At 36.7% G+C, this 25,014-nt stretch carries 26 protein-coding genes; 19 read left to right on the top strand and 7 right to left on the bottom strand.

The annotated features are described in order from the left end of the window. Positions 1–124: 124 nt before the first annotated feature. Both RTR43_RS14095 and RTR43_RS14090 read left to right on the top strand, forming a co-directional pair. A complete protein-coding gene (locus RTR43_RS14095; RefSeq protein WP_312472797.1) occupies positions 125–565 on the top strand; it encodes a MarR family winged helix-turn-helix transcriptional regulator in 441 nt (146 codons plus the stop codon). Positions 566–665: 100 nt separating this feature from the next. Next, the gene (locus RTR43_RS14090; protein ID WP_312472796.1) at positions 666–2,360 is read left to right on the top strand and encodes a M3 family oligoendopeptidase; all 1,695 of its coding nucleotides are present in this window, start codon (positions 666–668) and stop codon (positions 2,358–2,360) included. A gap of 42 nt (positions 2,361–2,402) precedes the next feature. On the opposite strand, the gene RTR43_RS14085 is transcribed toward RTR43_RS14090, so the two are convergent. Then, a complete protein-coding gene (locus RTR43_RS14085; RefSeq protein WP_312472795.1) occupies positions 2,403–4,559 on the bottom strand; it encodes an ATP-dependent Clp protease ATP-binding subunit in 2,157 nt (718 codons plus the stop codon). A 189-nt stretch (positions 4,560–4,748) separates the two neighbouring features. On the opposite strand from RTR43_RS14085, the gene RTR43_RS14080 reads away from it, so the two are divergent. Then, positions 4,749–5,795 (top strand): YkvI family membrane protein, encoded by a 1,047-nt coding sequence (locus RTR43_RS14080; RefSeq protein WP_312472793.1) that lies wholly within the window; start codon positions 4,749–4,751, stop codon positions 5,793–5,795. Positions 5,796–5,829: 34 nt separating this feature from the next. On the opposite strand, the gene RTR43_RS14075 is transcribed toward RTR43_RS14080, so the two are convergent. After that, entirely contained in the window at positions 5,830–6,441 is a 612-nt protein-coding gene (locus RTR43_RS14075) for a CPBP family intramembrane glutamic endopeptidase (RefSeq protein ID WP_312472791.1), read from the bottom strand. Between the two features lie 145 nt (positions 6,442–6,586). Here RTR43_RS14075 and RTR43_RS14070 point away from each other — a divergent pair, with 145 nt between their 5' ends. Then, complete coding sequence (locus RTR43_RS14070; RefSeq protein ID WP_248736779.1) at positions 6,587–6,706, top strand: DUF6254 family protein; 120 nt, start codon at positions 6,587–6,589, stop codon at positions 6,704–6,706. Between the two features lie 124 nt (positions 6,707–6,830). Here RTR43_RS14070 and RTR43_RS14065 read toward each other — a convergent pair whose 3' ends face one another. Then, positions 6,831–7,019, bottom strand: coding sequence for a YkvS family protein (locus RTR43_RS14065; RefSeq protein ID WP_149869412.1), 189 nt, complete (start codon positions 7,017–7,019; stop codon positions 6,831–6,833). 247 nt (positions 7,020–7,266) lie between these two features. Here RTR43_RS14065 and RTR43_RS14060 point away from each other — a divergent pair, with 247 nt between their 5' ends. The 9 genes from RTR43_RS14060 to RTR43_RS14020 all read left to right on the top strand — a co-directional run bounded on the left by RTR43_RS14060 (position 7,267) and on the right by RTR43_RS14020 (position 15,205). Beyond that, positions 7,267–7,461, top strand: a complete 195-nt coding sequence (locus RTR43_RS14060; RefSeq protein WP_312472788.1) for a hypothetical protein — start codon at positions 7,267–7,269, stop codon at positions 7,459–7,461. 170 nt (positions 7,462–7,631) lie between these two features. After that, positions 7,632–8,582: an AAA family ATPase gene (locus RTR43_RS14055; RefSeq protein ID WP_312472787.1), complete on the top strand. Its 951-nt coding sequence runs from the start codon at positions 7,632–7,634 to the stop codon at positions 8,580–8,582. Further along, positions 8,579–9,775, top strand: coding sequence for a DUF58 domain-containing protein (locus RTR43_RS14050; RefSeq protein WP_312472785.1), 1,197 nt, complete (start codon positions 8,579–8,581; stop codon positions 9,773–9,775). Before RTR43_RS14055 ends, RTR43_RS14050 begins: the two co-directional genes overlap by 4 nt. Then, positions 9,772–10,992: a hypothetical protein gene (locus tag RTR43_RS14045; RefSeq protein WP_312472783.1), complete on the top strand. Its 1,221-nt coding sequence runs from the start codon at positions 9,772–9,774 to the stop codon at positions 10,990–10,992. Before RTR43_RS14050 ends, RTR43_RS14045 begins: the two co-directional genes overlap by 4 nt. A gap of 253 nt (positions 10,993–11,245) precedes the next feature. Next, positions 11,246–11,512, top strand: coding sequence for a phosphocarrier protein HPr (locus tag RTR43_RS14040; protein WP_312472782.1), 267 nt, complete (start codon positions 11,246–11,248; stop codon positions 11,510–11,512). Then, the gene (ptsP, locus tag RTR43_RS14035; RefSeq protein WP_312472781.1) at positions 11,512–13,227 is read left to right on the top strand and encodes a phosphoenolpyruvate--protein phosphotransferase; all 1,716 of its coding nucleotides are present in this window, start codon (positions 11,512–11,514) and stop codon (positions 13,225–13,227) included. The genes RTR43_RS14040 and ptsP overlap by 1 nt, the downstream gene beginning before the upstream one ends. 209 nt (positions 13,228–13,436) lie before the next feature. Beyond that, complete coding sequence (locus RTR43_RS14030) at positions 13,437–13,910, top strand: hypothetical protein (protein WP_312472780.1); 474 nt, start codon at positions 13,437–13,439, stop codon at positions 13,908–13,910. Between the two features lie 165 nt (positions 13,911–14,075). Next, positions 14,076–14,954 carry an NAD(P)-dependent oxidoreductase gene (locus tag RTR43_RS14025; protein WP_312472778.1) on the top strand — a complete coding sequence of 293 codons (879 nt, stop codon included), beginning with the start codon at positions 14,076–14,078 and terminating at the stop codon, positions 14,952–14,954. A 71-nt stretch (positions 14,955–15,025) separates the two neighbouring features. Further along, a complete protein-coding gene (locus RTR43_RS14020) occupies positions 15,026–15,205 on the top strand; it encodes a hypothetical protein (protein ID WP_248736772.1) in 180 nt (59 codons plus the stop codon). Between the two features lie 39 nt (positions 15,206–15,244). On the opposite strand, the gene RTR43_RS14015 is transcribed toward RTR43_RS14020, so the two are convergent. The 3 genes from RTR43_RS14015 to RTR43_RS14005 form a co-directional block, all read right to left on the bottom strand. Further along, on the bottom strand, positions 15,245–16,396 hold the full coding sequence (locus RTR43_RS14015; protein ID WP_312472775.1) for an aminotransferase A: 1,152 nt from the start codon (positions 16,394–16,396) through the stop codon (positions 15,245–15,247). Between the two features lie 179 nt (positions 16,397–16,575). Continuing rightward, positions 16,576–16,776, bottom strand: a complete 201-nt coding sequence (locus tag RTR43_RS14010) for a hypothetical protein (protein WP_312472773.1) — start codon at positions 16,774–16,776, stop codon at positions 16,576–16,578. Between the two features lie 215 nt (positions 16,777–16,991). After that, positions 16,992–17,471, bottom strand: coding sequence for a YkyB family protein (locus tag RTR43_RS14005; RefSeq protein ID WP_312472771.1), 480 nt, complete (start codon positions 17,469–17,471; stop codon positions 16,992–16,994). Between the two features lie 304 nt (positions 17,472–17,775). On the opposite strand from RTR43_RS14005, the gene RTR43_RS14000 reads away from it, so the two are divergent. Beyond that, entirely contained in the window at positions 17,776–19,896 is a 2,121-nt protein-coding gene (locus RTR43_RS14000; RefSeq protein ID WP_312472770.1) for an EAL domain-containing protein, read from the top strand. Between the two features lie 43 nt (positions 19,897–19,939). Here RTR43_RS14000 and RTR43_RS13995 read toward each other — a convergent pair whose 3' ends face one another. Further along, positions 19,940–20,809, bottom strand: coding sequence for a metallophosphoesterase (locus tag RTR43_RS13995; protein WP_312472767.1), 870 nt, complete (start codon positions 20,807–20,809; stop codon positions 19,940–19,942). A 360-nt stretch (positions 20,810–21,169) separates the two neighbouring features. Between RTR43_RS13995 and RTR43_RS13990 the strand changes: the two genes are divergently transcribed. From RTR43_RS13990 to RTR43_RS13970, 5 genes are all read left to right on the top strand, one after another. Then, positions 21,170–22,381, top strand: coding sequence for an EAL domain-containing protein (locus RTR43_RS13990; RefSeq protein ID WP_312472764.1), 1,212 nt, complete (start codon positions 21,170–21,172; stop codon positions 22,379–22,381). 70 nt (positions 22,382–22,451) lie between these two features. Continuing rightward, positions 22,452–22,685 carry a hypothetical protein gene (locus tag RTR43_RS13985; RefSeq protein WP_312472762.1) on the top strand — a complete coding sequence of 78 codons (234 nt, stop codon included), beginning with the start codon at positions 22,452–22,454 and terminating at the stop codon, positions 22,683–22,685. A gap of 233 nt (positions 22,686–22,918) precedes the next feature. Continuing rightward, positions 22,919–23,155, top strand: a complete 237-nt coding sequence (locus RTR43_RS13980; protein WP_040204715.1) for a YkuJ family protein — start codon at positions 22,919–22,921, stop codon at positions 23,153–23,155. Between the two features lie 271 nt (positions 23,156–23,426). Further along, positions 23,427–23,870: a cyclic-di-AMP-binding protein CbpB gene (gene cbpB / locus RTR43_RS13975; RefSeq protein ID WP_312472759.1), complete on the top strand. Its 444-nt coding sequence runs from the start codon at positions 23,427–23,429 to the stop codon at positions 23,868–23,870. Between the two features lie 131 nt (positions 23,871–24,001). Next, entirely contained in the window at positions 24,002–24,889 is an 888-nt protein-coding gene (locus RTR43_RS13970; RefSeq protein ID WP_312472758.1) for a transcriptional regulator CcpC, read from the top strand. Positions 24,890–25,014: the final 125 nt, after the last annotated feature.

The raw sequence follows: 25,014 nt of genomic DNA, 5'->3' as shown, positions 1-25,014 counted from the left end.
CTTTATCAAGATAAATTGACATTGATTCATTATTTTTTTATAATAATTTTGAAATCGAGATAATTTTGCCAGATGAAAATGTGAAAACGAGGCAATTATTTTAACCTAAGAGGATGAGTTTTTTATGGAGCAAGATTCAATAACTAAATCATTAAAGCTTTTTATTGTCCTTTCAAGAGCTTATAAAGCAATTAATGAACACGTAAATAAGATTATTCAGACAAGTGGGTTAAATCCTACTGAATTTGCTGTTTTAGAACTGCTTTATCATAAAGGAGACCAGCCGATGCAGCAAATTGGCGGGAAAATCCTGCTTGCAAGCGGAAGCATTACTTACGTGGTAGATAAGCTTGAACAAAAGGGGATGTTGAAAAGAATTGCCTGTCCCAATGATCGGCGAGTCACCTACGCGCAAATTACAGAAGAAGGGAAAAAGTTCATTCAGGATATTTTTCCGGAGCATGAAAAACAAATCGATAAGTTGATGTCAAGTCTCTCAGATTCTGAGAAAATTGAGGCCATTGACTTATTGAAAAAATTAGGATTGCCTGCGGGTAAATTTTAATACGGCCAATTGGTCGTTTTTTTTTTATTTTTATTAAAGGTATATTAACGATGGGTGTCGAATGATTTAGTTGGAATATTAGAAAAAAGGGGTTGTTTCAATGAGTTTTGAAAATTATACATACGTTCGTCCGAGATTAGATGAAGTAACGGTAAAATTTGATGGGTTGCTTGAAGCCTTCAAAAAGGCTGCTTCCATTGAAGAACAAGGTGAGGTCATGAATGAAATTAATCTTCTTAGAAATGACCTTGGCACGATGTTTAATCTCTGTAATATTCGTCATACAATAGATACCAACGACGAATTTTATAAAACAGAGCAAGATTATATGGATGAAATTGGGCCTGAAATTGATGGATTAATTACTAGGTATTATCAAGCATTGATAGAGTCAAAATTCCGCAATGAGTTAGAAGACAAGTGGGGCAAGCAGCTTTTCGCTCTTGCCGAGGGGCAGCTTAAGACTTTTAAGCCGGAAATTATTCCATTACTTCAAAAGGAGAATCGTTTATCCACAGCATATACGAAGTTGATTGCTGCAGCAAAGATTGATTTTGAAGGGGAAGAGCGAACCCTCGCACAAATCGACCCATATATAGAATCGACGGATAGAGAGATGCGTAAACGGGCAAGTGCGGCAAAATTTGGGTTCTTCGCTAATCATGAGGAAGACCTTGACCGTATTTATGATGATCTGGTAAAAGTAAGAACGGAAATAGCCCAAAAACTAGGGTTTAAAAATTTTGTTGAGCTTGGTTATTACCGCATGATGCGCACGGATTACAACGCAGAAATGGTGGCTAATTTCCGCCAGCAGGTGAAGGATTTTATTGTACCAATCGCGACAAAACTTAAGGAGCGTCAGCGCGAACGATTAGGCCTTGAACAGTTAAAATATTATGATGAAGGCTTTGTGTTTCAGACTGGAAATGCGATTCCAAAGGGAAGTCCGGAATGGATTATTGAAAACGGACAAAAAATGTATGAAGACCTATCAAAGGAAACAGGAGAGTTTTTCCGTTTTATGCAGGAAAATAACCTAATGGACCTTGTTGCCAAGAAAGGGAAAGCAGGTGGTGGATATTGTACATTTATTGAGAACTATAAAGCACCGTTTATCTTTTCTAATTTCAATGGAACTTCCGGAGATATTGATGTGTTGACCCATGAAGCAGGGCATGCTTTCCAGGTTTATTCCAGCCGTCAGTTTGAAATTCCAGAATATTACTGGCCTACCTATGAGGCTTGTGAAATTCATTCGATGAGTATGGAATTCTTTACTTGGCCATGGATGGATTTGTTTTTTAAGGAAGATACTGATAAGTATAAATTTTCACACTTAAGTGGTGCCTTATTATTCCTCCCATATGGAGTTTCTGTTGATGAATTTCAGCACTGGGTATATGAAAATCCAACAGCATCTTCGGTAGATCGCAAGCTTCAATGGCGTGAAATTGAGAAAAAATATTTGCCGCATAAAGATTATGATGGCATTGAGTATTTAGAAAACGGTGGCTTCTGGCAGCGCCAGGGACACATTTATAATTCACCATTTTACTATATTGATTACACACTAGCACAAATTTGTGCCTTCCAATTCTGGAAGCGGTCAAGAGAGAAACAAGAAGAAGCTTGGGTTGATTATGTCAAGTTATGTAAGCTTGGCGGCAGCATGTCATTTACCAGACTTGTCAAGGAAGCAAACTTAATTTCACCATTTGAGGATGGTTGTGTCGAATCAGTTGTTGGAGAAATTGAGAATTGGCTAAATTCTGTAGACGATAAAAAACTATAATAAATAAAAAGCGAAGCCATGACAAAATGGCTTCGCTTTACTTTATTCAACGGCAACTACGCTAGAAACAACCTTTATTTTGTCATCTTCGACGATAACTGATAATTGTTTTACATCGGGTTGATCTAAAATAATATCGGCAATCATATCTTCGAGCTGTTCTTGGATTACTCTGCGAAGCGGGCGTGCCCCGAAGGCAGGGTGGTAACCAAGCTCAGCTAATTTTTCTTTTGTTTCGGTTGTCATCGTTATTTCAATGTGTTTCTCTCCTAAGGTTTCTTTTAAATTGGCCACCATTAAATCAACAATGTACAGGATATGTTCATTATCGAGTGAATTAAATTCAATGATACTATCAAAACGATTTAAGAATTCTGGTTTAAAGAAGCTACCAAGCGAATCGAGAATACTAGCTTCTTCAACTGCTTCACTTGCCCCAAAACCAACGTGAACCGTTTTGTGACTAATGCCGGCATTACTTGTCATGATGATGACGGTATCTTTAAAACTTACCATTCTTCCTCCGCTGTCTGTGAGACGACCGTCTTCAAGAATTTGTAGGAACATATGCTGAACGTCTGGATGTGCCTTTTCAATCTCATCTAATAAAATTATACTATAAGAATTTCGACGTACCTTTTCCGTCAGCTGTCCTGCCTCATCATGACCGATATACCCAGGAGGTGAACCAATTAATTTAGAGATGCTGTGTTTTTCCATGTATTCACTCATATCCAGGCGAATCATAGACTCCTTCGTACCAAATAATTCTTCAGCTAGTGTTTTGGCTAGCTCCGTTTTTCCGACACCTGTCGGACCGACAAATAAGAATGAGCCAATTGGACGATTCTTTGCTTTTAAGCCTGCTCGGCTACGGCGAATCGCTTTTGCTACTTTTTGTACCGCTTTTTCCTGACCGATGACTTTTTTATTTAAGTTTACTTGTAAATTTTTCATTCTAAGCTGTTCGTTTTGCTGGATTTTTCCTACTGGAATGCTTGTTTTTTGTTCTATAATTTTTTCTATATGTGAAACAGTGACAATTGGTCTTTCTGAGTTAGAACCCTTTTTTAGGGACTCTTCAAGTTTTGTTTCTTCATCACGAAGCTTCGCAGCCTTTTCATAATGTTCATTTTTTAATGCTTCTTCCTTGGCAGCGGCAATCTCCTTTAGTCGCACTTCAATTTGTTCATTACTTTCATTATCAGTAGTGAGATTCAATTTTGAACCAGCTTCATCAAGTAAGTCAATCGCCTTATCCGGTAAAAAGCGGTCTTGAATATAGCGCTGTGATAAGTTCACACAAGCATGGATTGCTTCATCTGCATAATTGACTTCATGGTAATCCTCGTATTTCTTCTGAATGCCCTTTAAGATTTGAATCGCAGCTTCGGCACTTGGTTCTTGAACATGAACAGGCTGGAAGCGACGCTCTAATGCTGAATCCTTTTCAATTTGCCGGTATTCCTTTAAGGTTGTGGCACCAATTACCTGCAATTCACCACGGGCAAGGGCGGGCTTAAGGATATTGCCGGCATCCATAGACCCTTCAGCAGAGCCGGCTCCAACAAGCAGATGAATTTCATCAATGAAAAGGATAATGTCGCTACGCTCTTGTAATTCCATAATTAATTGCTTCATTCGTTCCTCAAATTGACCGCGAATTCCGGTATTAGCGACCAGAGAAGCAACATCCAGCAAATACACTTCTTTATTTCTCAGCTTGACTGGGACATCTCCTTCAGCTATTTTTTGTGCCAGACCCTCAGCAATGGCTGTTTTCCCGACACCTGGTTCACCGATTAAAACGGGATTATTTTTGTTTCGTCTATTAAGGATTTCAATGACTCGTTTTACTTCATCATCACGTCCAATTACTGGGTCAATTAAACCTGCTTTAGCTAATTGGGTTAAGTTCTGACCGAATTGATCAATAAAGCCGGTATGTGCCGGTTTCCTTCCATTTTGTGAGGCAAATTGACTATTCGTGCTTTGACCCTCTGAAAAGCTTTTATTCATAAAGAGATCTTCAAAAGGGAAGCCTTGGAACGGATGCATGTTCATTCCAAAGCCCGCACCTAATGCCTGCTTTTCTTTTGCATAACATTCATGGCAGAGTTTCACATCATTTCGTTGTCCGTTAACATTCATTGTTAATTGCACAGTTGCTTGATTTTGCTTGCATTGTTGACAAAGCATAAATAAATAACCTCCTTGTTATCTCGCTTTAATCGTTTGACTTTGACTATATTTGACCTTGTAAGTTAGTATACTCTGACCTTTTTTGACTTTCAAGGAATTTGTTTATAGTAATAGTTGGTAGTCAAGGAAAAAAGCTCGTCTTTGTTTGTCCCTTGGTTCATATATTGATGTTAAGGGGGAGATGATGTGAAGAAGAATTGGAATCAAGCCTTTCAAATTGCGGCAGTTTATGTAGGGACTGTTGTAGGAGCAGGATTCGCCACAGGAAAAGAAATCGTTGAATTTTTTTCGCGATTTGGTTTCTTCGGCTTTATAAGTATATTAATGAGTGGATATCTTTTTGTCATGATTGGCTCAAAGATGATGAGAATGGCGGCACAAATCGAAGCAAAATCCTATCAAGAATTTAACGAGTACCTGTTTGGAAAATGGGCAGGCAGTGTCATAAATATATTTATGCTAATTATGCTTCTTGGGGTTAGTGCAGTGATGCTGGCAGGGGCAGGAGCGGTTTTTGAGGAACAACTAGGTCTTCCAAAAAATCTTGGCGTTTTTTTAACGATATTTCTATCCTATCTTGTTATGCTAGTAGGAACTAAAGGTCTGTTTGCCGTTAATACGTTTATTGTTCCATTAATGATTACTTTTAGCTTGATTTTAATGTTTTTATCGCTGCAAATGCCGCACTTTTTAGAGCATTTTTTGTTTATTCCCCATGCGGCTGATGGCTGGAAGAGTGTGATTGCCCCTTTTTCGTATGCAGCCTTAAATTTAGGCCTTGCCCAGGCGGTATTAGTACCCGTTGCAACAGAGGTTAGGGATGACTGGACTATTAAATGGGGGGGAATTCTTGGTGGACTTGCATTAACCCTAATATTAATCGGTAGTCATTTTACCTTGATTATGTTGCCAAACCTTGAATTGTATGATATTCCAATGGCGATTATTATGAAAAACCTGGCTCCGTTTTTTTATTGGATTTTTGTTCTCGTTATTTATGGAGAAATTTTCACTTCTGTAATTGGAAATGTCTTTGGACTTGATAGGCAATTGCAGCAGTACATGCCGGTTCCGACAATGTTATCAGTTACTGCTATTTTTGTTGTGTCCTACCTCATTAGTTTAGTGAATTATAGTACCTTGCTCTCCTACCTTTATCCCTTATTCGGGTATATTTGTATGACCTTTTTTATATTATTATGGATGAAACCATTTACTCCAAATGAGAAATAATCGAAAAAGCAGCTGATCACTTCAGCTGCTTTCGTTAGGTAAATGGCAGTATGATAAAAATCATGATATCAAAAATGATATGGGAAACAATCACAAGTGGCATACTTTTTTTCCAATAATAAAGTAAACCCCAGACAATACCTGAAATAAAAGCAGCAAAAACTAATAAGAAAGAGCTTGAATAAATATGGACCGAAGCATATAGTAGCGCGGCTATCACAATGCTCTCTAACGGTCTAAAGTATTTCAATAAACTTTTTTGAATAAATCCCCGCCAGAAAAGTTCCTCTCCAGGAGCAGCAACCAGGACCAATGCAATGTATTGCCAAAATAGTGAAGGCGCATACCAACGGTACAGTTTTTTAATACTGGTTTCAAATGGAAGATGTAGGATTCCGAGAACGTGAATCCCAATCCAAAAAATAAAATATAACAAGAATCCACTTATAGCACCAAGGAAGATATATTGGAAAAAGGATAGCTCATCCTCTACATCACCTTGGAACGTAGCAAAAGCTATTAACACGAGGACTGAGCCCGTAAAGATATACCAAAAAATAGCTTTATCATAGAAGGAAAAAAAAATGAGTGCATGTGCCATAATCAAGCCGGTTAAAAAGCGGAGGTTTAGGATGTTTTTTTTCATCAAGTAATGCCCCTTTAGCAATCAATAAAATATACTTTATCAAAAAAGATGTGGAAAAGGAAATGATTACATTAAACATTTTAACCAATTCTTATGATAAGAACATAAAAAGAAGAAAAAAATAAATAGGAAGGGAGTGAAAATAATGAGTAAAGCAAGGAGTCAAGAAGAAAGGGAATGGACTGTTAGGAAGCAGGACCAAAATCCTCATGGTAAAGTAAAATCTTTAAAGCAGTTATCTAAAGAAACAGGACAAGATAAATAATTTTATTTCACAAAAAGAAAAGGCAGCCAAGGCCTGCCTTTTCTACCATGTTTAGCTCCAGCGTCCATTTGCTAGTGTACTAGTCATTGAACGGACGCTTCCGCTTTTCTAGTATTCTTTCACATTAATAAGCGCTTTCTTTTACAACCTTATAGTTTTTATGGTTGACAACTGTACGCTGATCTAATTCTAAATCACGGTAATTATCCATATATGTTAGGTCGACTATTACAGAATTTTCATTAACCTTTTCTACAATCCCTTGCAAGCCGCCGCGGAATTCGATGATATTACCTACTTCTGCTTTTTTCAATTAGTCTCTCTCCTTTACCTTAAAAACTATAAAATCCATTTAAATAACAGTTTGCACTACTTTTCCAATTTCGTAAAGGATTTAATTTGACAATTTGGTTAATTCTTACTGGATTATTTATTATATGTTTAAGATTTCGACAAAAGAATGGGAAATATTCCTAAATGTTTCATAAAAGAATGAAATTTGACTTAAAAAAAGGAAAGCACTATAAAATAGAAAGAGGTAAAGGTGGTGCAACTAACAAATGAGGGAAGAAATAATAACGGAAATTTTGGATCGACTGATGTCCGGGGAACTTTCAGAGTATTATGTCAAGAATGATGAATTTATGGAATTTCGCCAAGTTCTTGTAAAGAGAAAGGACTTTAAGCATTTCCGCGGAATTGGCCAGCGTGGTGGAGATCTATTGTTTCAATATCTTAAAGAACCAAGAAGTTAATACTAGCCGTTCTAATAGGAGAATCCGGACATACTGGGTTCTCTTTTGTTTGGAAAAGTGCCTGAGTGTCGCATGATTGGATTGGGAGAGTAAATGTTTGGAAAAATATAAGAATTTGATAAAATAATAAAAGACTATAATATCGCAGTTACGTCTAAGGGGATGAGAGAATGGTATTTACAGAAAAAGTCGGTAAATTAAAGATGGAAATTGGAAAAGTGATTGTCGGAAAGGATACGGAAGTTGAATTAATGGCAATTTCTTTATTATTTAATGGACATATTTTACTTGAAAGTGTCCCTGGAACAGGCAAAACAATGCTTGCTAAAAGCTTTGCCACTGCGATCGGTGGGGAATTTTCGCGAATCCAATTTACACCAGATGTCCTTCCTAGCGATGTTACCGGGATTCAGTTTTTTAATCCTAAGATTCAAGAATTTGAACTGCGTCCAGGGCCAATTATGGCTAATCTTGTTTTAGCTGATGAAATTAACCGAGCCACACCAAGAACCCAGTCAAGTTTATTAGAAGTAATGGAGGAAAGGCAAGTAACGATCGATGGTGTAACCGTACCACTCGAGGAGCCGTTTATGGTTATAGCAACACAAAATCCAGTTGAATCACAGCAAGGGACCTTTTCCTTGCCCGTTGCGCAAATGGATCGGTTTTTTATTAAAATAAAGGTTGGGTATCCTGTGTACGAGGATGAAAAAAGAATCATAAAGATTCACCGCGGTGATACAAAAATGAACACCATTAACAAAGTTTTCTCCACTTCAGAAATTGTTCAATTAAAAGCTACCATAAACGACATACATCTTTCAGGTGATATTGAAGATTATCTGTTAAGAATCGTAAGGAAAACACGTGAGCATAATAGCATTGAACTCGGTGTAAGTCCCAGAGGAACCTTGGCGCTAATGAAAGCATCACAAGGAAAAGCTTTTTTGAATGGGCGTACATATGTTACCCCAGATGATGTGAAAGCTGTTGCCCCTTATGTCCTTGGCCATCGGATTTTTCTTTCAATTGAAGGGTCATTAACGAAAACGCCAGAAACGATAATAACTGAAATCCTTGATTCGATCCCTGTCCCAGTAGAAGCGGGTGCAACTGGATGAAATGGAATAAATATTCGGTGGAAGATCGAAAGATTCCGGGTATTATTGGCTTTGCAATCCTCCTGATTATTGTCAGCTTATATATGCAGTCTAAATTAGTCCTGTTCCTAGCTGTCTTTTTTCTCACTGTTGCCTACTTGAATCAACTTTACTTAAAAAGGGCTGGAGATCAGCTATATTTAAAAAATATCTATGAAAAAAAACATTTTTTTGTTGATAATAAAGGTCAATGGACATTATCGTTTCGAAACGAAGGGTATCCCATTTTAAAAGGAGAGTTAAGAGTTTACTTTGATTATTTTGTTGCCCCTGAAGATGTGAATCAAAAATCCAACCTATTGTTATATGATATTTCTATTCCATTTTCCATTTACACGAAGCAAACAAAACAAATCATTATTCCTTTTTCGGCAAAAAGAAGGGGAATTGCCAAGATTCGTAAGCTTGAATTTCACATTCCAAGCCTATTTGGTTTTGGAGAAACGATCTTAGAATCTAAATATTTTGTAAATCAACAAGCTGTAGTTTACCCAGAGCCAATACCAGTAAAAGGTTTAAAAGAGCATCTGTCGATTCTCCAAGGAGTAAATGTTGTTTCATTTTCCGTTTACGAGGAGCGGCTTGGGCCGTTAGGGACAAGAGACTATGTTCCATCTGACAGCTTTAATCGAATTCATTGGAAAGCGAGTGCTAGAAAACAAGCATTGCAAACGAAAATCTATGAAAAAATTTCTGATAAAGGCTGGAATATTTCATTAAACGTCTCTGATGGGCATTCGATTACAGGAAATCTTGAAAAATTACTAAGCAGTCTGGCCGAGATTGCTTACTATGCCTTTCATAAGCAAATTCCTTATTCAATGTGTATTAATGTACGAACATCTGGAAATACTCCTTTTCTTTACCTCCCAAAGGGTGAAGGAAAAGATCATTTACAATCGGCCTTGGAAACGCTTGCATCGATTAGTACCCAAAATACAAGTTTGCCATATGATTATATGCTATCTTTCTATACTCGGCATTTGGCGGTACAGCCTTTTTTCATCCATGCTGGGATTAGGACGGAAGATTCCAATCAGATGCTTTTTACCGTTTCTAATCAAGGTGCGAGAATGTTTGAATTAAAAATAGAGCAGGAGCATGGCTTACTCAGTGAATTGGAAATTCATCAGGAAAGAAGGGTTCTTTCGTGATGAATCGTGTGCTGGCTGTATCCTATCAATTTATGTTGGAATTCATATTGGGTATTCTTTTTCTATTCTTATTCTATATTAATAAAAATGAATTACCTCCTATTTTCTTACTAGCTGCAATATGTATCGGAAGTATCTTTTTATTTACCATTCTTCTTACAAAGTTTTTCGATAAAGGGAAATGGCTGTATTTTGTCACAGTCTTTCCAGTGTTGTTGGTGGTTGGTCATTTTGCTCATTTTTCAATAATTATCGGATTACTACTGGGATTATTTCTTTTTTGGCGAGGAATATCCTTGTTTGATGATTTTTCCACACCTTCGGAAGGAATATTATTATTGTTGTCTTTTTTAATCGGTCTGGTCGCCATTATTTACGCTGCAATGAGTCAGTATTATTTTACAAAGGAAATTACTTATGTGCTTTTTTCTCAAATTCTCAGTGTGCTAATTGGTGGTTTTATAAGAAAGTGGAATTCAATCCAGGCCGATAGGTTAAAATTCGCCCTTTATTTTTTAAAAATGATTGTAGGTATTATGGCAATGGGTGTGGCGTTGACTTTCCTGATGAAGTATATCCAATTTATTTATTTTGGAATATTACATTTGGCCGCATGGTTATTTTCTAGTATGGCGGCACCGATCTTTAGTATCTTTCAATATCTTCTGAGTTTATTTGGGAATAACGAAAGTCATCAAAACCTGAACGTCAGTGATGTACAGGGGGAAGCGGAGAAATACCAAGATCAATCATATGGATTAACAGAAAATATCTTGTATATCCTTCTCATCTTAGCTGCAATATCATTTATCATCTATCTGTTTTATAAAATGATATTAAAGAGGCAAACAATTGCGGTTCATGCTTCGCCCTTTGTTACTATTATAGAAGGAGAATTTGGAACAAACCAATCCTCCTATTTACGAAGGAGGGTAAAACCGCCTGCTGATATCATACGGAGAGAAATATTTGAATTAGAGAAGTATGCACATAAACTAAAATTAGGACGTTTTCCTTATGAAACCCTTGAAGAATGGTGGCACAGGGTTGGACTAACAGGAACGGGTAAATCCATTGAAATCTACGAAAAAGTCCGATATGGCGGTGGTACATCGTCAATCGAAGAACAAATACTTATCCAAACGGAGATCCGCCGTTTAAAGCAGCAAGTAAAAGAAATCGATAAAGTTCGAAAAGATCAGAAGTATAATAAATAATTTAGCTATTTTAGTTGTATGAAAAAAATGAAGTGAATTTCTAGCATTTATCCTGAACAGAAGTGCAGCAACAAACAAGCTAAATAGGGTATTTATTATTGGTAACAGATGGGAAAAGTAACAGAAAATAGAAGGAAATTACTTATATCTTTCTTCTTGTAGTGATTTAGTTGACTAAAAGAGGTAAATTGTATAAATTTAATGGGCAAGTATCAAATAATCATATTACATATATAAAAGGAGTTTGGATAGCATGACAGAGAAACAATTTAAAGTAATCGCAGAAACAGGAATTCACGCGAGACCGGCAACTTTATTGGTTCAAACAGCAAGCAAATTCGATTCAGAAATAAACTTAGAGTTTAAAGGAAAAAAAGTAAATTTAAAATCAATCATGGGTGTTATGTCTCTAGGCATTGGCCAGGGAGCAGATATTAAGATTACAGCAGAAGGCAGCGATGCTGATCATGCCTTAAACAGCCTTGAAGAAACATTGAAAAAAGAAGGATTGGCTGAATAATGACTTTTTTATCTGGAATAGCCGCGTCAAATGGTATTGCAATTGCTAAGGCATACCGTTTAGTTGAGCCGGATTTATCTTTTGAACAGAAAACAATAGATGATGCTGCTGCTGAGGTTGAACGTTTTCGTCAAGCTATGAACAAATCCAAAGCTGAACTAGAAGTCATTCGTGACCGTGCTAAGGTGGACCTTGGCGAGGACAAAGCCGCAATTTTTGAAGCACATCTCCTTGTACTCAGTGATCCAGAATTAAACACACCGATTGAAGATAAAATTACATCTGAAAATGTGAATGCAGAATCTGCCCTTAAAGAAATTGCTGACATGTTTGTGATGATGTTTGAGCAAATGGATAATGAATACATGAAAGAACGGGCAGCTGATATCCGTGATGTAACTAAACGTGTTCTTTCCCATTTGTTAGGAGTTCAAATAGTAAATCCGAGTATGATTGCTGAAGAAGTGATTATTGTGGCGGAAGATTTAACACCTTCAGATACAGCTCAATTAAATCGGCAATTTGTAAAAGGATTCACGACAAACATCGGAGGTCGGACATCACATTCAGCGATTATGGCGCGTTCTTTGGAGATTCCTGCTGTTGTTGGTACCAAGACAGCTACTGAAGCCATTAATAATGGAGATTTCGTTATTGTCGATGGGTTAAAGGGCGAAGTCCATATTAATCCAACACCTGAACTTGTTGAACAATATCGAAAAATTCATGATGAATATGAAGTGCAAAAAGCGGAATGGGCGAAACTTGTCAATGAACCAACAGTATCTGCTGACGGCCAGCATGTTGAATTGGTTGCCAATATCGGTACTCCTAATGATTTAAAAGGGGTTATCGCTAATGGTGGGGAAGGCGTCGGATTGTATAGAACCGAATTTCTTTACATGGGCCGAGATCAGCTTCCTACTGAGGAAGAACAGTTTGTAGCCTATAAAGCAGTTCTAGAAGGAATGACTGGCAAGCCAGTTGTTGTTCGAACACTGGATATTGGCGGTGATAAAGAACTGCCATACCTAGAATTACCAAAGGAAATGAATCCATTCCTAGGTTTCAGAGCGATTCGTTTATGTTTAGAAGAACAAGGGATATTCCGTACCCAACTCCGTGCCTTATTACGGGCAAGCATCTATGGAAATTTAAAGATCATGTTCCCGATGATAGCAACTTTGGATGAGTTCCGCGCGGCAAAGGCCATTCTTGAGGAAGAAAAGCAAAAGCTTCTTGCTGAGGGTCAAAAAGTAGCAGAGAAGATTGAACTCGGAATTATGGTAGAAATTCCATCTACTGCCATTCTTGCTGACCAATTTGCAAAAGAAGTGGACTTCTTCAGTATCGGAACGAATGATTTAATTCAATATACAATGGCAGCAGACCGGATGAACCAACGTGTATCCTATCTTTATCAGCCATATAGCCCATCAATTTTACGTTTAGTAAAAATGGTTATTGATGCATCACATGTAGAAGGAAAATGGACAGGTATGTGCGGAGAAATGGCTGGAGATGAAACCGCGATTCCGATTCTTCTTGGACTTGGCTTGGACGAGTTTTCAATGAGCGCAACATCGATTCTAAAGGCGCGCTCCCTAATTCGGAACTTGAAAAAGTCTGATATGGAGAAACTAGCAATCGAGGTACTCAATATGCAAACAACTGCTCAAGTCATTGAAGCAGTAAATTTAGCAACAAAGCTATAAGATACTTTTCTACAAAAAGGAGTGACTCATCAAGGAGTCGCTCCTTTTTTCGTGAAGGGATGAAAATTATTTTAAGTTCAAATATCGAATTTAAAATACGGGAAACAGTAAAGCTATTTAGATTAAAAACAATTTCCTAGAGTAAACTTTCTTAAACGTTTACTACCAAGGTATTTTGGCTATGGTAAAAGTATAAGGGAGTGTTATAGATGCGAAGAAATAGGAAAATCGTGATGTTGTTGGTCTTAGGGGCTTATTGTTTATCCATTTTAACTGGTTGTGGACTAGTGTTTTCAAATGAATTAATTGTCAATCGCTATGCCGATGCCCTACTTACCAAAAATAATGAGCTTCAATTTCGCTTTCGAATTAATAATGAACTACTAGAGGGGCAACAGTTATACAAAGTAAAAGTTAGCATTCACGACGACAGGTTAGCTGCCGCAATCGGAAAACGTGAAATAATCTATGGAGAAGACCAAGTACTGAACGGTGAATATTTAGAGGTGAAAGGAAAAAGTGAAAAATATATTTTTATGGATCCGATCCCTTTGAAAAAAGATTTACACATTGATCTACTTAAAAAAATGATTGAGCAGGAGCAGGGTGTCTCTATTGAAGTGTATAATAACGAGGAAGTATTTGGACGTGCCTTTTTAACGAACTTTTCTTCTGAATTATAATTTATGGTTTAGCATTGCTGGTTTTGGGCAAAATTTATATGTGCATAAATTTGGAGATGGAGCACTTAAGACCGGAACGACTGAGACGTTCTGGTTTTTTTTATTCCCTATAAATAAATGATAGTGCTAAAATAAAAGGAAATTAAAGTGAGGGGAAGGATTATATTGTTAACTAAAGAAAATACGGTAATTGGATTTATTGGCATAGGTGTGATGGGGAAAAGCATGGCAGGGCACCTATTAAATGCTGGCTATCCCTTAGTAGTTTATTCAAGAACAAAGGAAAAGGCCGCAGACTTGTTGGAAATGGGGGCTATCTGGGCTGAAACCCCAAGAATAGTGGCAGAAAAGGCTTCAGTTATTTTTACTATGGTGGGGTACCCAACGGATGTTGAGGAAGTTTATTTTGGAGAACATGGTTTGATTCATTATGGAAAACCAGGAAGTTATTTTATTGATATGACAACTTCTGCCCCGTCTCTTGCTGTAAAGATATACGAAGAGGCAAACAAGCGAGGGATTCAAGCAATTGATGCTCCGGTATCTGGCGGGGACGTGGGGGCAAAAGAAGCGAAACTATCAATTATGGTTGGTGGAGAGGAGGCTGCTTTTGCTGCAATTCGTCCAATCCTCGAGTATCTAGGAACAAATATTGTCTACCAAGGAAAACCGGGGGCAGGACAACATACAAAAATGTGTAATCAAATTGCCATTGCATCTAATATGATTGGTGTCTGTGAAGCGGTTGTTTATGCTGAAAAAGCGGGACTTAATCCTGAAAATGTTTTAAAAAGTATTACAGCAGGAGCTGCCGGCAGCTGGTCTTTAAGTAATCTAGCCCCAAGAATGTTGAATGGGAATTTTGAACCTGGTTTTTACATAAAGCATTTTATTAAGGATATGAAAATTGCTTTGGATGAGGCTGAGCAAATGGAAATGAAGGTACCAGGACTGGCTTTAGCGAAATCTCTCTATGATCAATTAGTTGAACAAGGCGAAGAAAATAGCGGAACGCAGGCTTTATATAAATATTGGCTGGGCTAAGAGGAAATGAATAATTTCCTTCGGTCTTCAAGAAACTATGATAGAAATCTTGAAAATAGGAGGAATTGTTAATGGCAAAACGAACAAAAAAGAATGATCCGCAACAAAAAAATAAAAAGGGTTTTGATTCTGCCGTATTAAATGAAGAATTTGCCCATGAAATGGGTTCTGCAGCCGCAAATCAAATTCATAAAGAAAAGGCTAAAAAGGAAAAGGCTCCAAAGAATAATGGAAAATATAAAGGACAATAAAGAAATAACCCTCACTTTATACTCAGTGAGGGTTATTTCTTACCATTTTTTTAAATAGTGTTCAATTTGATTAAGGCCGAGCTCTAATGTTTCCATGGAACAAGCAAAGGATAAACGAAAATAGCCTTCCCCGTAATTGGAAAATGAACTACCAGGAACAACTGCCACCTTTGTTTCCTGAACAAGCCTAAGTGCAAAGTCAAAGCTATTCAAAGGAATGCAGTCGGGAATTTTGACAAAGAAATAAAAAGCCCCATCGGGTTTAACGACATCAAGCCCCATTGAGATTAACCGATTAAAAACATATTCTCTTCTCACCATATATTCTTTTTTCATGACCAGTGCATTATCAAACCCTGCGGTTAGGGCTTCGTAAGCCGCTTTTTGGGCAATGGAATTGGCACAAGAAACATTATATTGGTGGACCTTTAAAATGTGCTGGGCAATGTTTTCTGGAGCAAATAAAAAGCCAATTCGCCAGCCTGTCATCGAGTGGGATTTGGATACTCCGTTAATCACAATCGTTTTTTCCTTTATAAAACCAGCGATTGATGTATGTGGCTGGTCATAGGTGAGCTCACTGTATATTTCGTCAGCTAGGATGAAAATATCCTTTCCTCTTAAAAACTCAGCTATTTCTTTCAGTTCTTCTTCCGTGAGGCTTACTCCAGTCGGATTCGATGGGTAGGGAAGCACGATACATCGGGTTTTGTCGGTAATAAATGGTTTGATCATATTCAAAGTAAAGCGAAAGTGATTTTCGCGAGTATCAACATGCACTGGAACGGCACCCATCATTCGAATAATCGGTTCATATCCAGGATAAATCGGTCCGGGTAGTATTACTTCTGTTCCCTCTGTTAATATCGTACGAAAGGCAATATCAATCGCTTCGCTTGCTCCCGTTGTAACGATTACTTCTGATTCAGGATTATAACGCAAGCCATATTTTTTTTCGTAAAAATCGCAAGCCGCTTTCCTTAGTTCAATCGTCCCAGCGTTGTGTGTATAGGAGGTAAAGTTATTATTAATTGCAGCAATACCCGCTTTTTTCACATGTTCTGGCGTTGGGAAATCTGGCTGTCCTATTGTAAAGGAAATCAAGTCATCCATATGGGCTACCATATTAAAAAATTTCCTGATTCCCGAAATTTCAATATTTTTCACCTGTGGATTAATCAAATGCTCCAAACTAGTCCATCCTTCCGTTTAAGGATTCATTTTCTGTAGAGAATATATTGATTATAGACTTTTGGAGCTAAAGATTCTACTATTTAGGGGACCGTTTATGTTGGAATTAAAAAACGATCTAAAGAATCTTTAGACCGTTTTTTTGGGGGAGGGGGTATATATCAAATTAAAGAGTATTATTAATAACCATAATCCCAGTCAACCTCATCCTCATGCCAGAAGACAGGTGACACAAGACCGAATTCTACTATTTTTTCATCGAGCTTGCATTTGCAATTTGCGTTTCCACATTGATCCTTAAGCTCAACGTAAATGGAATGATCCACATTTTCAATAAATGTAATATCTTGCTCTTGGAATAGAATCGCAGTTCCTTTCATGCTAAAGCACCTCTTTTAAAAGTTTATCCAAACTGTAAATTATCTACTCTATGCGTGTATTGTAAATCGGATTTTAATGACAGTCTATCCATTTGTGATGTTGTTCACAAAATTATCAAGAATATGTTGCAAAATTAAGGCAAAATACATGACCGAGGAGAACCGATTTGGAAGCAGAAAAAAAGCCAGGTATATCCTGGCTTTTTGCAGTACTGTTAGAAGTATCTTTCACCTAACTTTTTGAAAATTGGTTTTTGGTAGGTTCGCTGATTTTTTTGCTTATGGGTAGGAGGCTGTTCATCTTCAGCAAGACCGGTGTAGGATTGTAATAATGCTTTTGCTGTATTAAGAGAGAGCGCGGCCTTTGGGTTTCGTACAAGTCCATCTAATTTGCCTAGATGGGGGAGGTCATGAAAATCAGTTTTTGTCGGAGGTATATGAAAAGTATATCTTCCACATTCAACGAGGACATCTGACTGCTGCTGGCTATTTCGTGGATTCTCAGAAAAATGGAGACCTACCTTTTTAGCTTTACCTTCTAGGATCAACTTTTTTAACGATTCTTGTTTTAATTTGTACAGAAATTTGGGATTAGTTGCTGTTTTTGCATGGCGATTCACGATAAAGACTGCTTGAGCGAGGTTTTCACTGGTTAGCTTTGATTGGTTTAGGGGATATTTCTGATCGGGATTCAAAATATGGTCTCCTTTCTATCTTTTAAACAACCTCATTATAACCTTTTTTGGGGCAAAGAGGAATATTACTACAGCGATAATTTCGTAAAAAAGCGAAGTGGATTTTTATTTAATGTAATCAAAAATAGATATCGTATACAAAAAGTCGTCCAGTACAATAACAAATTGAAAAAAACTTTATTAAAATAATCAATATTTTCGATAAATTACTTTCTTTCAGTTAATTTAATTGTAAAATAGAATTACTAGAATGTAAAAACATTATTGTGAAAAAAGGGAATTTTTTCGTTTGAAGGATGATTAAATGGATAATTTAAATAGATTATTAACTAAAGAATTAGCATTAGGGAAGACCAATAGTATGATTCAGAAAATCATTTTTGATATTATTTTTCAACATGTTCAAGATATGGTTTTTGTTATGAAAGTGGAAAAGGGACCTAGATTTCGCTATTTGTTTGTCAATGAATCAGGAATGCAGAAAGCAAATCTTTCGATTGATGTGCTTGGAAAAACCATGCAAGAAGTTCTTCCGGTCGATTTTGCCAACACCCTACAGCAGAAATATGAGAAAGTATTAAAAACAAAAGATATTGTTTTGTTTGATGATCAATTCTATTTAGATGGACAAAAGGAAATATATGGGGAAACGATTTTAACCCCTGTGTACAACAATAAAAAAGTAATTAGTTATGTGGTAGCTGTAACGAGAGATATAACTGAATGGTCGCTAGAGAAAAATAAAATCATAGAAAGCGAACAAAGATATCGCTCGATTGTTGATAATAATTTAGATGCAATTTTTACGATTAGTCCAGAAGGAAAAATTCTTGAAGCAAATCCTGCTGCTTCTTTGTTGACAGGATATGCTGAAAAACAAATGACCAATCGATTTATTTATGACTTGGTCAATGATCATGATTTAGAAAAGTTTAAAACACTATTAGAAAAAACTTGTTTAGGATATGCTATGGAATCACTAGATTGCAAAATTATCCATAGGAAAGGCCAACTGCTAAATGTCCAAATAAAAACTGTTCCCATCGTGGTCCATAGTGATATTAACGGGCTTTATGTCATTTTTAAGGATTTATCAGATCAGGCTAAAAATATGGAAATAATAAAATTTATGTCATTTCATGATCAACTAACAGGACTTCTGAATAGAAGTGCTCTACTTGAGCATTTAAATGAATATATCTTTTCGCCTTTCCGAAAAACGGAAGAATTTGCATTAATTACAATTGACTTGGACCGGTTTAAATATTTAAATGATACCCTTGGTCACCTGGCGGGTGATCAAATATTAAAAAAGGTGGCTGAACGATTACTACGATTTCAAAATGATCATTGCTATGTATATCGTGTTGGCGGAGATGAGTTCAATATTTTACTTTTAAATATCGGGAGACAAGAGGCCGGTGCATTTGTCCGAAAGGTATTTACTGCATTCGCACGATCCTTTTATTTGAATTCCCAAGAGTACTTTATTTCCCCGAGTATCGGCATTAGTATGTATCCTAATGATGGCAAGGATGCTGAAATGCTGATTAAAAATGCCGATGAAGCCCTATTTCGGGTAAAGGAACGAGGGAAGGCGCATTATCAATTTTATCGTACAGATATGAATTCAGTTTTTACGAACATCGTTACTTTAGAGACTCATTTACGGAAGGCAATTGATAAAGCTGAACTTAGCCTATTCTATCAGCCTCAAGTTGACATTGCAACTGGAGAAGTGAGAAGTTTCGAAGCCCTCCTTCGCTGGAATGATAGGGAGTTCGGCAGTATTTCCCCAAGTGTGTTCATTCCATTAGCTGAGGATACTGGGCTTATTATTTCAATTGGGCATTGGGTTATCGAAAATGCTTGTGAGCAAATAAAATGCTGGAATGATAAGGGGTATATTGATATTCATGTGGCTATTAACATCTCCCAAAAGCAATTCCAGCACCCTAACCTTGTTCAATTTATTCAATCCATGATTGAAAAATATAAAATAAAGGCATCTTCTTTAGGAATAGAAATTACAGAAGGAGCAATGCATGATACAAAAGAAACCATTCCCATTTTAAAGAAAATGAAAGAACTGGGAATTTCCATCTCTGTTGACGATTTTGGGACAGGGTATTCATCATTAAATTACATAAAACAATTTCCCATTGATATATTAAAAATTGATCAGTCCTTTATTAGGGATATTCTGATTGCTGAGAAGGATGCAGCGATTACTTCCACGATCATTCACTTAGGAAAAAGTTTAGGGCTCGAAGTAGTTGCAGAAGGTGTCGAGAGTTTAGAACAAGTTGAGTTTCTTACAAATGCCAACTGTCATAAAATTCAGGGCTTTTATTATTCCAAACCACTCCCAGCTGATGAAATTGAGAAGCAATTTTTACTAGAAAAATGTCTGAAGGAATCATAGTAATCGAAAGAAAAATCCTTATCTTCAAGTGATAAGGATTTTTTTAGTTGGAATTCAAGGTAAAGATTGTCAATTCTGGTTTTGACATAAAACGAAAGGGAAGCCGGGTTGTTCCTATTCCTCTGTTTACATAAAGGGTTAACTGGTGGTCATCGCCAATCGAATAAAGCCCTTCTGGATAAATTTTTGCAAATGGCGGTTTAATAAGTGCTCCGATAAATGGTATTTTTACCTGTCCGCCGTGGCTATGCCCGCTGATTTGCCACTGAATTGGATACATCGCAGCATCATCTGCAAGGTCAGGGGCATGTGATAGTAAAATTTTAAAATGATTATCAGGCACATTTTTTAGCGCTAAGGGCAAATCCGGGTTCCCTAACATCGCATCGTCGATTCCAAGCAGATAGATGCTGCTTCCGTCCTTTAGTTTTATTGATGTTGATTCATTCAGAAGCACGGTGAAATTCGTGCTTTCCATAATATTACGGTAAATATCAGAACCATAGCCCCCATGGTCATGGTTACCAAAAATACAGAATTTCCCGAGCGGGGCATGTAATTTTTCTAACATTGGTAAGAGTTGATGGATATCCCTAAATTTATTGGGCTCATCCATTAAATCACCGGTAAATAATATAATATCTGGCTTAAGGTTATTAATCTTATTCACTAATTTTTTGAATTGATCAAGATTGTATTGAAATCCAAGGTGGGTATCACTAAATTGAATTATATTTATGCCATTAAAGCTTTTCGGGATTAATGGGTGTTTAATATGCTGCCGCTTGATATCAAGTAATGAGGGCTCAATTCGATTGGCATAAAGGTAGCCCCCCGAACTCAACCCGAGAACGGTTAGAAATGAACCAAATGTACGTTTCAGTAATGTTCTCCTCGTCAGTTTCTTTTTCATTTTTTCTACCAACCTATTTTTTATTTACCATTCTATAAAATAGAAGAGTCCATTTGTATTGTCTTTAAAAACAGCTATTTTTGCAAGAGAAAAAGATTACTTGTATGATATTATTCAAAAAAACAAAAAAAATTCTAAAAAGCAGCCAAGGGCTGCTTCTTAAAAATTCACTTATATCTAACAGCACGGCTTTGCAATGCCTTCCAAGAAGAGATGAACTGTTCTTTTCCTCCTTTGTGTAGTGCTTATGGATAGGATGTGATTGTTTCTCAGCAGCTATAATGGTATCCTTTTGGAAAAGAACGAGAAGGATCGGTTAAGCGTATCATAAATTGAGAATAAATTATTGGAGGTACGTGGATGGATGCATTGGAAATCCTATCGGATCTTGAAAATTGTTTCCCGTATTTTCAACCGATTATTAGTGCCGATGAACAAAGAGTAATTGCCTATGAGGTTCTGGGAAGATATCAATCAGAGGGCAATATCATAAGTTTAGGCCCCTTTTTTCAGGATGATCAAATTCCGGATGAATATAAATTTGAAGTGGATTTGCTGATCGTTAGAAAAGCTCTTGAAAAAGCACTGGAGCTTGATGAGGATGTAAGTATTTTCATAAATCGAAATGCCGAGCTATTAATGTATGGGCACGGGGAACCATTTTTACAAGAGCTTTTAACATTTGAAAAAAGAGGATTACGTTTACAGCGAATCGTTTTAGAAATTTCTGAACGAAAATATGAAGGGGATTTAAATCAATTTGATCACCTTTTGCAGTATTACCGGACGTATGGGATTAAAATTGCTATTGCAAGTATTGATAGCGAAAGTCCTAATTTTGAACGGATTGGTCAGCTTGACCCGAATATTTTAAAAATTAACCTCCAGGCATTGAAATCTTCAGCCACAGGAATGAATTTTAATGATGTTTTGTTCTCTTTATCACTTTTGGCAAGGAAAATTGGTGCCACGCTTTTGTTTGAAAATATAGAAATGAGTTATCAGTTGCAGTTTGCATGGAAAAACGGCGGCCGCTACTATCAGGGTTACTATTTACATCCACCCTCGGCTGAATTTATTCAGCGTGACTTATTAAAATATCGCTTGAAAGAAAAATTCCATGATTTTATTTCGTATGAAAAGAGGAAATTGGAAGCTGTGTTTAATACGGCGGAATATTTTCAGGCAAAGGTTCAGGAAATGGTCTTCAAAAACAGAAAAGCTGGCTATGAAGAATTATTTCAAGCTTTAATAAAGGAAATGGACCAAATTGCTTTTCGGATGTATGTTTGTGATGGTGATGGGTTTCAAAAATCAGCCAATATATTTAAAAGTAAAAATGGCTGGAATTCACAGTCTGAATACATCGACAAAAATTGGAGTTGGCGGCCTTATTTTTTGGAAAACATCATAAAGATGCGACATGAACAAAAAGGAATACTGTCTGATTTGTATTGTGATATTGAAACGGGAGAAACGATCCGAACTTTTTCATTTCCAATGAATGGGAACGATTATTTATTTATCGATCTGTCTTATCAATATTTATTTGAACACGACCAATTACTTTAAGAATGCACTGTATAGATTGATTCATTGCGTGGCATTTTAATGGTAACTTTCATTAGAAGGAGTCTTGCTCATGAATCTTTTTGTCAATATCCTTGCGATTGCGATTTTCGGTACACTTGCGGTTTCACTACTATATACATTGTCAGTTGCAAGACAGCAAAAGGCGGTTGAAGGAGATATTGATACCAAAATGGCTAAACCAGTAAAAGAGAATATTTATTTAAGAAATCCTATTTTCTTAGCCTATATAATCTTTTTTGCTTTGGTCCTTTTTATTATCCTGTTTGTAGCGATTACTTTTTAATAAATAGGTCTCAAGCCTTTTGAGGCCTATTTTTTATGTTCATTTAAGAAAAAAATTAGCTAAATTTTCATTTTTGCTTGGACAAATGAAGAACGTTATTTTATTCTTTTAATATTGGCATATAAAAAGATTCATTTGAAAAATCCTGAAAAAAATCCATCAGGATAGAAACATGCCAAATGAGAAACATAACTGTAGGCAGTTTGTTTTGTGTTTGAAAGGAGGAAAAGTTTATGTCACAGCTTCAAGGTATATTAACAAGATTAAAAAATCTTCAAGAACAATCTAATAGTGGTGAACCGGCGCAGCGCTATTTCGAGGTAAATGGAGAAAGAAAGTGTCAAGTAACATTTCATCCAAAAACAGAAACATTTGAATTAGAAATATATAATGAGAAAGAAAAGCCAAAACGATATCAATTTGATAATATTGATATGATTACCATCGAAATATTTGATTTAATTCAATAAGGGACCTTTAGAGGTTCCTTTCTTTTTCTCTTTAGGAAGTTCAAAAATATACCACAGACCACCGAAAACTATGATAGAATAAGTTTGTATTTAGTGAAACTTCCATTATTGGGGGTTTTCCTTCATCCCCAAATGATAGTTAGTTGAACCAATCGGACTTTTACGGGCAGTTGATCCTCCGCTTATCCTTATTTGGTTCAGTCAAAGTCTTGTGGTGGGGGCTTACTACCCGTTAAGGCGGGACAAAACAAACATTGAGGAGTTTTCGGCAATGATCAGTCTTTCCAGTGGGGAATTTTTAGAGCTAACAATTAAAGAATTTATGATACCATCTGAGCGGGTTGCACATGTACAAATAGGAAACAATCTCGAGCATGCCCTATTGGTGTTAACAAAAAGTGGTTATACAGCTATTCCTGTTTTGGATCCGCATTATAAACTTCACGGATTAATCAGTACACCCATTATTATGGATTCGATTCTTGGTCTTGAACGAATTGAATTTGAACAACTTGAAAATAAGCGCGTTGAAGAGGTTATGAGAAAGTCAATACCTCGAGTTAAAATTTCTGCATCGATTTTCATCTGTCTTGATTTACTTGTAAACCATCCGTTTTTGTGTGTAGAAACGGAGGATGGATTTTTTGAAGGAATTTTGCCAAGGAGCACGGTCTTAAATCAATTAAATAAAATCGTAAAAAGGTTTAAAAAATAATAAAATGATGTTCAGGCTCCCCAAAAAGTACGAAAGCTCTGTGTAACCGCACAGGGCTTTTATTAATAAATTAATGAAACTTTTTTTAATGCGCTTTATAATAAAAAGAAAAATAATAAAGAGGTATTGCCTTGTCCTCATTATCTGAATTTCAATTATTATCCGTTTTAGCACAGGAAATGAATATGCGCAAATCATCGGAACGGCTGTTTGTTTCGCAGCCAGCCCTTTCACAGCGCTTACAGACAATCGAAAAAGACTGGGGTACAAAGCTATTTATCCGCTCACAAAAAGGACTGTCCCTTACCCCGGCAGGAGAGCATGTGATTGATTTTGTAAACGAAGTACTTAAAAAACAGGAAAAGGTTCGTGAAACCATACATTCCCTGCAATCTGGGGTGTCAGGCACCTTAAAAATTGCGGTAGCTTCTATTGTGGGTCAAAATTGGCTTCCACAAGTACTAAAGAAGTTTATTGATAAATATCCGCAGGCGAAAATTTCACTTGTGACGGGATGGAGCAGCGAAATTCTTAAATGTTTATACGATGACCAAGTCCATATAGGGATTATTCGTGGAACGCCCGATTGGAAAGGTGTAAAGGTACATCTTTTTAACGATCCGCTTTATCTGGTCGACCGAGAGATTACTACTCCTGAACAAGTAATTGATACTGATCGTCCCTTTATTCAATTTAAAAGTGATTCGAATTATTACCAGGAGATTCAGGATTGGTGGATGCGCAACTTTAAAACATCACCTAAAAGAACAGTTGTTGTTGACCAAATTGAGACATGCAAACAAATGGCCTTTAATGGAATCGGCTACGCTATTTTGCCAGCCATTACTTTAACAAAAGCGGAAAGGAATATTTTCAAAATACCCCTTGTTGATGAGAACAACGAACCGTTAAAACGTGATACCTGGCTGTTGGGATATGAGTCCGCCTTCCAATTAAAGCAAGTGCAAGCGTTTGTGGATCTAATTAAGGAGCATATCGCTGAATCTTCAGAAGAGTAAGGGTGTTTTTCTTGTTTTCATTCCTTTTGTTTGTTAAAGTATTTTCTATAGTCTAGCTGGAGCGCCTAGCCTGTCTTCATCCTGAATGAGCTTGCCAACCGACTTATTCTACCTATAAAGGGGCT

Source organism: Neobacillus sp. (assembly GCF_031988165.1).
Classification (GTDB): Bacteria; Bacillota; Bacilli; order Bacillales; family Cytobacillaceae; genus Neobacillus; species Neobacillus rhizosphaerae.
Note: the sequence above shows the minus strand (reverse complement) of the source record. Positions and strands in the feature narration are given on the sequence as shown.

Coding starts and splice junctions, on each gene's coding strand:
- RTR43_RS13990 (WP_312472764.1), top strand. CDS start 21,170: ATGGATGCATTGGAAATCCTATCGGATCTTGAAAATTGTTTCCCGTAT.
- RTR43_RS14070 (WP_248736779.1), top strand. CDS start 6,587: ATGAGTAAAGCAAGGAGTCAAGAAGAAAGGGAATGGACTGTTAGGAAG.
- cbpB (WP_312472759.1), top strand. CDS start 23,427: ATGATCAGTCTTTCCAGTGGGGAATTTTTAGAGCTAACAATTAAAGAA.
- RTR43_RS13985 (WP_312472762.1), top strand. CDS start 22,452: ATGAATCTTTTTGTCAATATCCTTGCGATTGCGATTTTCGGTACACTT.
- RTR43_RS14075 (WP_312472791.1), bottom strand. CDS start 6,441: ATGAAAAAAAACATCCTAAACCTCCGCTTTTTAACCGGCTTGATTATG.
- RTR43_RS14010 (WP_312472773.1), bottom strand. CDS start 16,776: ATGAAAGGAACTGCGATTCTATTCCAAGAGCAAGATATTACATTTATT.
- RTR43_RS13980 (WP_040204715.1), top strand. CDS start 22,919: ATGTCACAGCTTCAAGGTATATTAACAAGATTAAAAAATCTTCAAGAA.
- RTR43_RS14090 (WP_312472796.1), top strand. CDS start 666: ATGAGTTTTGAAAATTATACATACGTTCGTCCGAGATTAGATGAAGTA.
- RTR43_RS14060 (WP_312472788.1), top strand. CDS start 7,267: ATGAGGGAAGAAATAATAACGGAAATTTTGGATCGACTGATGTCCGGG.
- RTR43_RS14055 (WP_312472787.1), top strand. CDS start 7,632: ATGGTATTTACAGAAAAAGTCGGTAAATTAAAGATGGAAATTGGAAAA.
- ptsP (WP_312472781.1), top strand. CDS start 11,512: ATGACTTTTTTATCTGGAATAGCCGCGTCAAATGGTATTGCAATTGCT.
- RTR43_RS14050 (WP_312472785.1), top strand. CDS start 8,579: ATGAAATGGAATAAATATTCGGTGGAAGATCGAAAGATTCCGGGTATT.
- RTR43_RS14030 (WP_312472780.1), top strand. CDS start 13,437: ATGCGAAGAAATAGGAAAATCGTGATGTTGTTGGTCTTAGGGGCTTAT.
- RTR43_RS14085 (WP_312472795.1), bottom strand. CDS start 4,559: ATGCTTTGTCAACAATGCAAGCAAAATCAAGCAACTGTGCAATTAACA.
- RTR43_RS14000 (WP_312472770.1), top strand. CDS start 17,776: ATGGATAATTTAAATAGATTATTAACTAAAGAATTAGCATTAGGGAAG.
- RTR43_RS14095 (WP_312472797.1), top strand. CDS start 125: ATGGAGCAAGATTCAATAACTAAATCATTAAAGCTTTTTATTGTCCTT.
- RTR43_RS13995 (WP_312472767.1), bottom strand. CDS start 20,809: ATGAAAAAGAAACTGACGAGGAGAACATTACTGAAACGTACATTTGGT.
- RTR43_RS14020 (WP_248736772.1), top strand. CDS start 15,026: ATGGCAAAACGAACAAAAAAGAATGATCCGCAACAAAAAAATAAAAAG.
- RTR43_RS14040 (WP_312472782.1), top strand. CDS start 11,246: ATGACAGAGAAACAATTTAAAGTAATCGCAGAAACAGGAATTCACGCG.